This is a genomic window from Albimonas sp., assembly GCF_055129145.1.
This window is the reverse complement of sequence record NZ_JBSRTQ010000164.1, coordinates 1-8,763: the sequence shown is the minus strand read 5'-3', so window position 1 is coordinate 8,763 and position 8,763 is coordinate 1. Positions and strand designations below refer to the sequence as shown.

The 8,763-nt window shown below is 74.3% G+C and carries 6 protein-coding genes; 1 reads left to right on the top strand and 5 read right to left on the bottom strand.

Annotated features, from left to right (window positions below; all coding sequences use genetic code 11):
* The 4 genes from ACTB72_RS18550 to ACTB72_RS18535 all read right to left on the bottom strand — a co-directional run.
* Window positions 1–2,085 (bottom strand): S8/S53 family peptidase (locus ACTB72_RS18550; protein WP_463038496.1); only part of this gene is annotated, 2,085 nt, incomplete at its 3' end.
* A 16-nt stretch (window positions 2,086–2,101) separates the two neighbouring features.
* The gene (locus tag ACTB72_RS18545) at window positions 2,102–3,304 is read right to left on the bottom strand and encodes a phosphatase PAP2 family protein (RefSeq protein ID WP_463038495.1); all 1,203 of its coding nucleotides are present in this window, start codon (window positions 3,302–3,304) and stop codon (window positions 2,102–2,104) included.
* Window positions 3,305–3,496: 192 nt separating this feature from the next.
* Window positions 3,497–5,392 carry an adenylate/guanylate cyclase domain-containing protein gene (locus tag ACTB72_RS18540; RefSeq protein ID WP_463038494.1) on the bottom strand — a complete coding sequence of 632 codons (1,896 nt, stop codon included), beginning with the start codon at window positions 5,390–5,392 and terminating at the stop codon, window positions 3,497–3,499.
* A 69-nt stretch (window positions 5,393–5,461) separates the two neighbouring features.
* Window positions 5,462–6,169 carry a Crp/Fnr family transcriptional regulator gene (locus ACTB72_RS18535; RefSeq protein ID WP_463038493.1) on the bottom strand — a complete coding sequence of 236 codons (708 nt, stop codon included), beginning with the start codon at window positions 6,167–6,169 and terminating at the stop codon, window positions 5,462–5,464.
* A 261-nt stretch (window positions 6,170–6,430) separates the two neighbouring features.
* Here ACTB72_RS18535 and ACTB72_RS18530 point away from each other — a divergent pair, with 261 nt between their 5' ends.
* Entirely contained in the window at window positions 6,431–8,245 is a 1,815-nt protein-coding gene (locus ACTB72_RS18530) for a S8 family serine peptidase (RefSeq protein ID WP_463038492.1), read from the top strand.
* 99 nt (window positions 8,246–8,344) lie between these two features.
* On the opposite strand, the gene ACTB72_RS18525 is transcribed toward ACTB72_RS18530, so the two are convergent.
* The coding region (locus ACTB72_RS18525) for a tetratricopeptide repeat protein (RefSeq protein ID WP_463038491.1) at window positions 8,345–8,763 on the bottom strand (419 nt) is incomplete at its 5' end.

Sequence of the window (8,763 nt, the reverse complement as noted above, 5' to 3'; positions counted from 1 at the left end):
CGCGGCCAGCGCCCGCGCCAGCCCCCGCGGCCCGCCCGGATCGCTGATCCCCGCCGCCATCGCCGCCGCCAGCCTCTGCGCCGCCTGCGGCGCCGCGACCGAAGTGCCCGAGACCGGGAACCGCGCCCCCGACCCGAACCCCGCCCCGGTCACCCCCGCCCGGATCATCGTCCGATCCGAGGGCGCCAGCAGGTCCGGCCCGTCCCGCGCCGGCGCCGGAACCGGCCCGCCGGCGGAATACCAGGACGGCGACCCCCGCTCGGTCGCATAGGCCCCCGCCACCACCACCGCCCCCCCGGTGGCGAAGGCGTTCAGCGTCGCGTCGAGCCGCACCAGGGCGTCGCCCTCCGCCGGATCCGACTCGCGGCGCTGCTCCAGCCAGGTCTCCTGCGCCCCGATCGAGGCGAACGGGAAATAGGGCTGCCGGCCCGAGGGCGGAAAGCCCGACAGGCTGTCGTCGCGCTGGGCGCGCAGCATCACCTCCGCCGCCACCCCCGCCGCCAGCCCCGGCAGGCTCAGCCGCAAGGTCCAGGCCCCCGCCGGCGCGCAGGTCCCCGCCACCGGCGGGAACAGCGGCGCGACCGGGCGCATGACGGCCGAGGGCCGCACCGACAGCATCAGCGCCATGCCCCCGCCCGGCCCCCGCGGCTCCGCGCAGGCGAGCTCGGCCACCACGTCCGCCCCAGCCACCAGCCATTGCGTCCCCGGGGCGCCCAGCGCCACCGGCGGACTGGTCGCCCCGCCCGGAGGGGTGACCGACAGGCTCAACCCCTCCAGCCCCGCCGCCCCCCAGATCTGCAGGAAGCTCGGCGTGCGGTCGTCGGGCTGGATGCGCCAGACGACCTCGGCCTCGGGCGCATCCGCCGTCAGCGCCACCCGAGCCACGGCCTGGTCCATGCGCCCGTTGCCGGAGGGCAGCACGATGGCGACCCGGCCCCCCGTCGCCTCGAGGATCGCGTCCAACGCCCGCTCCAGCGTCGAATTCCCGTCCATCGCCCCGGCATAGACCCCGTAGGAGATGCAGATCACCACCCGCGCGTCCCGCCGCCCTGCCGCCCGGCGCGCCGCGGCGATGGCGTAGCGGACGCCGGCGATCAGCAGCGGCTTCACCTCGGCCCCAGATGTGTCCTGCACGGAGGACCGCGGCAGGCGCACCGCGATCAGCGGGCGGGCGTCCACGTCGGCCCCGTCCTCCAGCTCCGCCGCCAGGTCGAGCACCGTGGTCCCGTGCGAGACCACGCCCGGCAGCCCCCCCTTGCGATGCGGGTAGAACGGCGCGAGGGCGGGATCGGCGCAGAACGCCCCCTCATCCGTCGCCCCCGGGGCCGGCCCGCCGGCCCGCGCCAGCGCCGCGTCGATGTCGGCCCCCCGCAGCTCCCGCCCGAAGGGCAGCTCCGAGCCCGGGCCCGCATGATCCGCCTCCTGATCCCAATAGGCCACGAGCCGGCTCTCGCCCGTGGGTTTGCGGAACGCGGCGTTGGCCAGCCCGAAGCCGTCGTCGATCACCGCCACGAACACCGCGTCGCGCGGGGCCTCGCGCCCTGACCCGGGGGCGGCGAGCAGATCGGCGCCGGGGGCGTCGTCGTCCTCCTCCGCGCTGGCGATCTCAAACCCCTCCATCGCGCGCAGGCGCAAGGGCGGGCCAAGCAGCAGGCGCTTGCCCGCCTCGCGCAACGGCGCCCCGGCGCGGTGGTCGCCGGCGAGCCAGGTGAGAAACCGCAGCTCCGCCGTCACCGTCGCCGTGCGCCCGGCCCGAAGCTCCGCCGCGTCGCCGGGGAACAGCGCGCCATGCGTCGCCCGCCCCTCCGCCCGCGCGTAGCCGCGGAACGCCCGGCGCAGGGCGCGCAGCACCGTCACCCCCTGCCCCGCATCCGGCGACAGCGAGAACACGATCCGCGCCAGGTCCTTGCCCCCCGCCAGCAGCGGCGCCAGCGCCGCCCGCCCGCCGGGCTCGGCCGCCTGCGCCTCCAGGAAATCGCCCAGATAGTCGTCGATCCCGCCGGGGCCGAGCAGCCAGCCCGCCGAGGGATCCATGCCGCGGATGCCCGAGAAATCGGGAACCCCGGCGCTGTCGGTCCAGATCATCGCGCGCGCTCCCGGTTCAGGCCACATGGGCCCATTCGGCGAGGGCGCGGCTGTAGAGCCCGCCCGTCACGATCATGCCATCGGTCCCCACATCCGGACCGCCCGCGACCGGGGCCTGCCAGGGCCCGGCCTCATGGCTCGCCTCGACCAGCGCGAAGGTCGTGCCCGCCAGCCCCATGTCCACCTGCGTCTCGCGCCGGAAATCCTGGGTTCCGTCGAAGCGGCGCCCGTCGAAACGCCAGCCGCCCGACTCCGTCTCCAGCGCCCCGACCCGGGCCAGCACCATGCGCCCGATGGCGACGCCCAGCATCGCCCCGCAGGCGCTGTCGATCGGGTAATGCACCCCCGCGACCGTCCGGTTGACCGAGATCCGCGAGGCGACGCGCAACAGCTGGGCGGCCAGCGTGTCGGCGAAATGGGTCTTGTTGTCGGGCCAGCCGGTGCCGGCCCGGATCAGACCGAGGAGGATGGTGGCCACCGCATGCGACTCCGTCGCGTGGCCCGAGGGCAGCGAGCCATGCGCCGGCGTCGCGATGATCGGCTGCACCTGCGCCGACAGGGTCGAGGGCCGACGCACCGCCAGCGCCGGCTTCACCCGATGCGCCAGCTGGGCGGCGAGCCGGTGCCCCGCCGACACGAATTCCCAGGTCCAGGTCCGCGCGCTTTCGTTCATGTCGGCGATCACCGCGAAGAACGGAGCCAGCGTCTCGGTCTGCACCAGGATCTCGTTCATCCGCTCGGAGCGCAGGTCGGCATAGGCCTCCACCAGGTCGAGCTGCTGGGAGAAGACCCCGGGGGCCGGCCGGATGAAGCTCGCGATTTCGGCCGGGACCGGGGCGGGGACGCCGGTGGTCGCGGTCTCGGTCCGCCACAGCGTGTAAAGGGTCGCGTCGGCATCGTCCTCCACCGGGCGGGCGGTGAAGCCGAGGCCCTGCGAGAGCTCGAAATCCGCGATGCGCGCCCGCACGTCGGGGCTCCACAGGGTCAGGTTGTCGACGCTGTCCTCCGGATAGGGCCGGAAGGTCGCGGGCGGCGGGATGTAGGGGCCGACGATGGCGTCGCGGGTGACCAGCACCGCCGAGGCCGCCGCCCCCGACGCGACCTTGTCCGAAGACCCGTGCGAGGTGTGGGACGTGTGGGAGGTATGCGAGGTGTGGGAGGTATGGGACGTGTGCGAGGTGTGGGAGGTATGCGAGGTGTGAGAGGTCGAACGGGGCATCTCGGAAATCCTTGTGACGGCGGTTCGCTGCGAGCCTTGGGCTTGTCCGGACAGGAACCTAACACGCGTTAACCATGATGAAGGTGACGTCGCGCACCCTCGCCCGACGCAACGTCCCGGTCCAGCTTCGGATGCGCGGCGATGCGCGAAAAACGCAGCGTCCGCCTCAGCCCGCCGCCTGCCGCCTCGGCCTCAGGCGGGCAGCCCGGCCTGGCCCAGGATGCGGGCGATCTCGCGGCCGATGCGGAACTCGGTGTTGGGGGCGGAGGCGAGGTAGCGGGACACGGTCGCGCCCGGCGACAGCTCCAGCAGGCGGGCGACCGATCTGCGGGCCTCGTCCTCCCGGTCCAGCCGCCATTCCGCCACCGCCTTCACCCGCAGGGTGGAGATATGCTGGGAATTGGCGCGCAGCGAGGCGTTGGCATAGGCCAGCGCCTGGGCGTCGTCGCCCGCGGTCAGCGCCGCCCCCGCCGCGATCGCCTGGAAGAGATAACGGTGCGGGTCGACCGGGGAGAGGGAAATCGCCTGCGCCGCGTCGCGCATCGCCCCCGCCCCGTCGTCGCAAAAACTGCGCTGGGCGCCCGACAGCAGCCAGGCCATCGGCTCGGACGGATTGGCCTTCTGGGCGGCGTCGTAATAGTCGCGCCCCAGATCCGGGCGCTGCCGAAGGACCGTGTCGGCGAGGCCCCGCATGCACAGCGCCAGCGCGCAGTCCGGGTCGCTGTCGAGCGCCTGATCGACGAGCGAGAATGCCATCGCCGCATCGCGCGCCTCGTCCGGCGACCAGCCCTGCAGGATCCGCATGATGTGCCATTTGGCGAGCCAGGCGCGCGGGGTCGGCTGGCGGGTCGCACGCTCGACCAGCGCCGCCAAGGGCCGTTCCGCCTCCTGGAAATGCTCGCGCGACAGGGAATGCAGCTGGGCCACGCCGGCGAGCAGCAGGGTGTAGCTCTGCTGGGTGGGCAAATAGGGCGCCCGGTAGCGGTCGAGCTCGATGCGCAGCGCCGCCGCGACGGCGTGGGAGGCGAGGTCGAAGGCCAGATCCCGCCCCCCCGCCAGCACCTCGGCCGCGTGCCCCTCCAGCCGCTCGGACCAGAGCACGTCGCCATGGGCGGTCTCCGACAGCTCGGCGGTCACGATCAGCCGGTCGCCCTCGCGCCGCCAGCGGCCGCTCAGCAGGTAGTCGGCGCGCAGATGGGCGCGGGCGGCGAAACCGGGCCCGGCGCCGAGAAAGCCGGGGGGCGCCCCCGATCCGGACGTGGTCCCGCCGATGTCGCGCGCCGCCAGCCGGCTGGTCGACAGGCGCGACACGCAGCGCAGATGGGCGGAGCGCGACATCTCCGTGATCACCGCGTCGGCCAGCGCCTCGCCCATCACGCCGGGGCGGCCGCCCGCCTCGGGCCGGAACGGGGCGACGGCGACCTTGGGCTTGAGGCTCTCGTCGGTCATCAGGGGGGCGAGCGGGCTCGGCGGCGCGCCGATGTCGATGGCATGTGCGCGCACCGGGTCGGCCACGTTGCGCACGAAGCAGGGGCCGCGGTCCTGGGCCCGCGCCTCCAGATCCGGCGGCAGGGCGCGACGCACGTCGTCGGCCATCACGATCTCGCCGGGGCGGGCGAGGTCCGAGAGGCGGGACGCGAGGTTCGCGGCATGGCCGTAGACGTCGTGGCGGGTGCGGCGCATGGGACCGGCGGCGACCCCGATGCGCAGGCGCAGCGGCATGCTCTGGCGGTCGCCCGCGCCCGGCATGGCGGCGGCCATCTCCAGCGCGGCGATGGCGAGATCGACCGCATCGGCCTCGCGCGCCACCGACACCAGAAACCCGTCGCCGCGGCTTTTCACGAAGTCCGCGTCATGGGCGGGCCCGAGCGTGTCCACCAGCCAGTCCATGAACGCGGACCAGCGCCGGACCGCGTCTTCGGCGTCGACCTCGAAGAAGCGGGTGGATTCCGAGATGTCGGCGACCACCACCGCCCGGCGCCGGGGCGGCTCCTCGACCGACAGGGGCTGCGCCGGCACGGCCTGATCCGGCGCGGTCCGGGTCGACGCGTCTTGGGTCGGCGCGGTCTGGGTCGGCGCGGCGATCATCGGGAGCCCCCTCGCGAATACGTGAAGGCGATGGTAATCCGAGGCTCCCGCCACGGCAACCTGCCCCGATCAGTCGCCCAGCAGCGCCGCGTATTCCCGCTCCAGCCGCGCGATGGACGGGATCAGGATCATCGAGCGCGACCAGCTCAGCAGGTTCTTGGCCTTCAGCCGGGCGACCTCGCGCGTCACCGTCTCGCGGTTGGTGAACACGATCCGCGACAGCTCGGCCTGGGTCACCGGATTGGGCACCTGCGCCGCGTCGGGGCCGGTGCGGTTGCGCTTGGCCATGGCCAGCAGCTCTCCGCAGATGCGCTGCGGGCCGGTGAGGGCGGCGTATTCGGTCAATTGCCGCGTCACACGGCGCAGCTTGCCCGCCACCAGCTGCAGCATGGCGAGCGCGAAGGCCTCGTCCTCGCGCAGCAGGGCGTGGAAATCGCGGGAGCTGAGCCGCGCCACGTTCAGCGGTTCCAGGGCCACGACGTTGGCCGAGCGGGGCGCGCCGTCGATGGCCGCCAGCTCTCCGAAGCAGTCGCCGCGCTGGACGTCGACGAAGATCAGCTCGCGGCCGTTGGCGGTGTAGACCGCGGCGCGCGCGACGCCGCTGAGCACCACGAAGAAATCGTCGGAGCTTTCCTCCGACCCGATGACCAGCCCGCCCTTGTTGACCGAAGCCAGGCGCCATCGCGCCGCCATCGCCGCGACGGTCGCCTCCGGCAACCCGCCGAGCAATGTGCCCGAAAGAAACCCGGGCTCAGGCTGTTGCCCGACCGACCTCATCTCATTCCCCCGCTCCGCCGCGAACGCGGCGCCCGACGCAACGATAGCCGCGCCCGGCGCCACGTGTCGAGACGCTGGGGAATGTGACAAAGCGCACAACCGGGACTTGTTGCGGGCCAAATGATTAACAACGCTTAATTTATCTGAACGACAGATGTGCGTTTCCACGCAGCGTGCCGATCCCGCGCGCGCCAGACTGATTTCCCTACGTCATCCGCCGGCGCCTTCCCCCAGGCGTCGCCGCAATCCGCGAGGCGCCGCATGGCCGGACAGATCACCCCCGCCCCGTTCGAACAGAGGCCGATGACGGACGCGAAGATGAACGAGGGCGCGACGGACGGGCTTTCGACGGACGGGCTTTCGACGGACGGGCCCTCGACGGACGGGCCCTCGATCACCCTCCAGATGAACCGCGATCGGGCGACGTTCTTCAAGAGCGCGACCTTGGCCGCCCTGCGCGCCGCGCCCGGGGCGTCGCTGGCGCTCTCCGCACGACTCGCCGACGAGGCCGCCGCCGGCCGCCTGCGCCGCGCCGGAACCCTGGGGCGGTTCGAACTGGTGGCGCCGGCGACGGGGACGGACGGGATCGAGGCTTGGCTCGACGCCGCCCGCCGCGCGCCCGAAATCGGCGCCGGCAGCCATGTCTGGACCACCTCGGACGACGGCGTGCCCTTCGTGCCCACCGGCGAGATCCACCTGGTCTTCGACCCCACCCTGCCCGACGCCGCGCAATCCGAGATCGTCGCCCGCCACGGCCTGCGCCTGGTCGAATGCCGCGGCCGCGGGGCCTTCGTGGTCGAGGTCGCCGCCGGCGCCGCCAACCCGATGAAGGTCGCGCGCGCGCTCGCCGCCGTGCCGGGGGTGTTCCTCGCCGAGCCCGACCTCGCCAGCCCGATGATGCGCCACCGCGCGCAGGGCGGGGTCGAGGGCGTGGCGGCCGAGCCCTGGCACCTCGAGAACAGCGGCTTTCACAACGGCGCCGCGGTGGGGTTCCGCGCCGGGGCCGACGCGCGGGTGGTGCGCGCCTGGCAGGCGCTGGGCGCCCGCGGGCGCGAGGACATCCGCATCGCGATGATCGACGACGGCTTCGACCTCGGCCATCCCGACCTCGCCGGGCGCTGCGTCGCGCGCCATGACTTCACCCGCGGCGGCCCCGACGTCTCGCCCGACTGGGGCGACTGGCACGGCACCGCCTGCGCCGGGCTGGCGCTGGCGGGGGGCGTCTCGGGCCGGACCATCGGCGCCGCGCCCGATGCGCGGCTGGTGGCGCTGCGCTGGGGGCGGGACCTGTCGGACCGCGAGGTCGAGGCCTGGTTCGACCATGCGGGCGCTTGCGAGGCCGCGATCCTCGCCGCCGCCTGGGGCCCGGCGGCGCGGATCTATCCGCTGTCCACCCGCAAGGCCGAGGCGATCCGGCGTCTGGCGCGCGACGGCCGCGACGGGCGCGGCTGCGTGGTGCTGTTCTCGGTCGGCGCGCGGGGCGAGGATTTCGACGCGCCCGAGGGGGCGCCGGACCGCGCGCTCAACGGCTTCGCCGCCCATCCCGACGTGGTGGCGGTGACGGCGACCACGTCGATGGACCGCCACGCCGAAGGGGCCAACCGGGGCGCCTGCGTGTGGATCTCCGCCCCCGCCGGCGGGACGGGAGGCTGGGGCGTGGTGACCACCGACGTCTCCGGCTTCGTCACCCTGCCCGACGGCCAGGTGCTGCATCGCGGCGAGGGGCCGGGCGACCGCATGGTGATGCCCGGCGGCCCGTCCGCCGCCTGCGCCCTGACCGCGGGCGTCTGCGCGCTGGTGCTGACCGCCAACCCGGCCCTGACCTCGGCCGAGGTCCGCGCCCTGCTGGCCGAAACCGCGCGCCCCCTACCCGATCAGGTCCCCGCGCCCTTCGACTTCGACCCGGCCGATCCGATGTTCGCCGCGGGCCGCCCCCGCCGCGACCCCCGCTACGGCCATGGCTGCGTCGACGCCTACGCCGCCGTGCTCGCCGCCAGCCAGATGCCCGGCGCCCGCGCCCTGACGCTCGGGCGCGACGAGAGCGGCTGCGGCCACCTTCCCGCTCCGGTCCCCTGACGCGCCGCCGCTCGGCGCGGTCGGGCCCGTCCGCCGGGGCCGCCGAATGTCCCGGCGCCCTGAGGAAGGGGTCTCCAGAGAACATCCCCGCGCCCCGGCTCAGCTTTCGGGCAGCCCCGCCGCCCGCAGATCGGCGAAATGGTCATGGGAGGCGTTGAGGACCGCCGGCGGCATCGACCGGCGCATGAGCGCGATGGTCAGGTGCGGATAGGCGGCGCGCAGCTTGGCCAGCGCCGCCGCGGCGGCCGCCGCGTCGCCGCGCTTGGCATGGAACCGCGCCAGCAGCCGGTAGGCCCAGGTCACGCCGGGGCCGGTGGCGAGCCCCTCCTCCGCCAGCGCGACGGCCTGGTCGAGATCGCCCAGCAGCTCATGGCAGATCGCGCGCCCGAACAAGCCGTTGAAGCGGAACGGATCCAGCGGGCTCAGCCGGTCGGCGTGGTCGAAATCGGCGAGCGCGTCCATGAAGCGCTCGCAATGCAGGTCCACCCAGCCCATCCGCATCCAGCCCCAGGCGTTGT

Excerpts from the sequence above, each read along its gene's own strand:
- ACTB72_RS18545 (WP_463038495.1), bottom strand. The coding sequence starts at position 3,304 with ATGCCCCGTTCGACCTCTCACACCTCGCATACCTCCCACACCTCGCAC.
- ACTB72_RS18540 (WP_463038494.1), bottom strand. The coding sequence starts at position 5,392 with ATGATCGCCGCGCCGACCCAGACCGCGCCGACCCAAGACGCGTCGACC.
- ACTB72_RS18535 (WP_463038493.1), bottom strand. The coding sequence starts at position 6,169 with ATGAGGTCGGTCGGGCAACAGCCTGAGCCCGGGTTTCTTTCGGGCACA.
- ACTB72_RS18530 (WP_463038492.1), top strand. The coding sequence starts at position 6,431 with ATGGCCGGACAGATCACCCCCGCCCCGTTCGAACAGAGGCCGATGACG.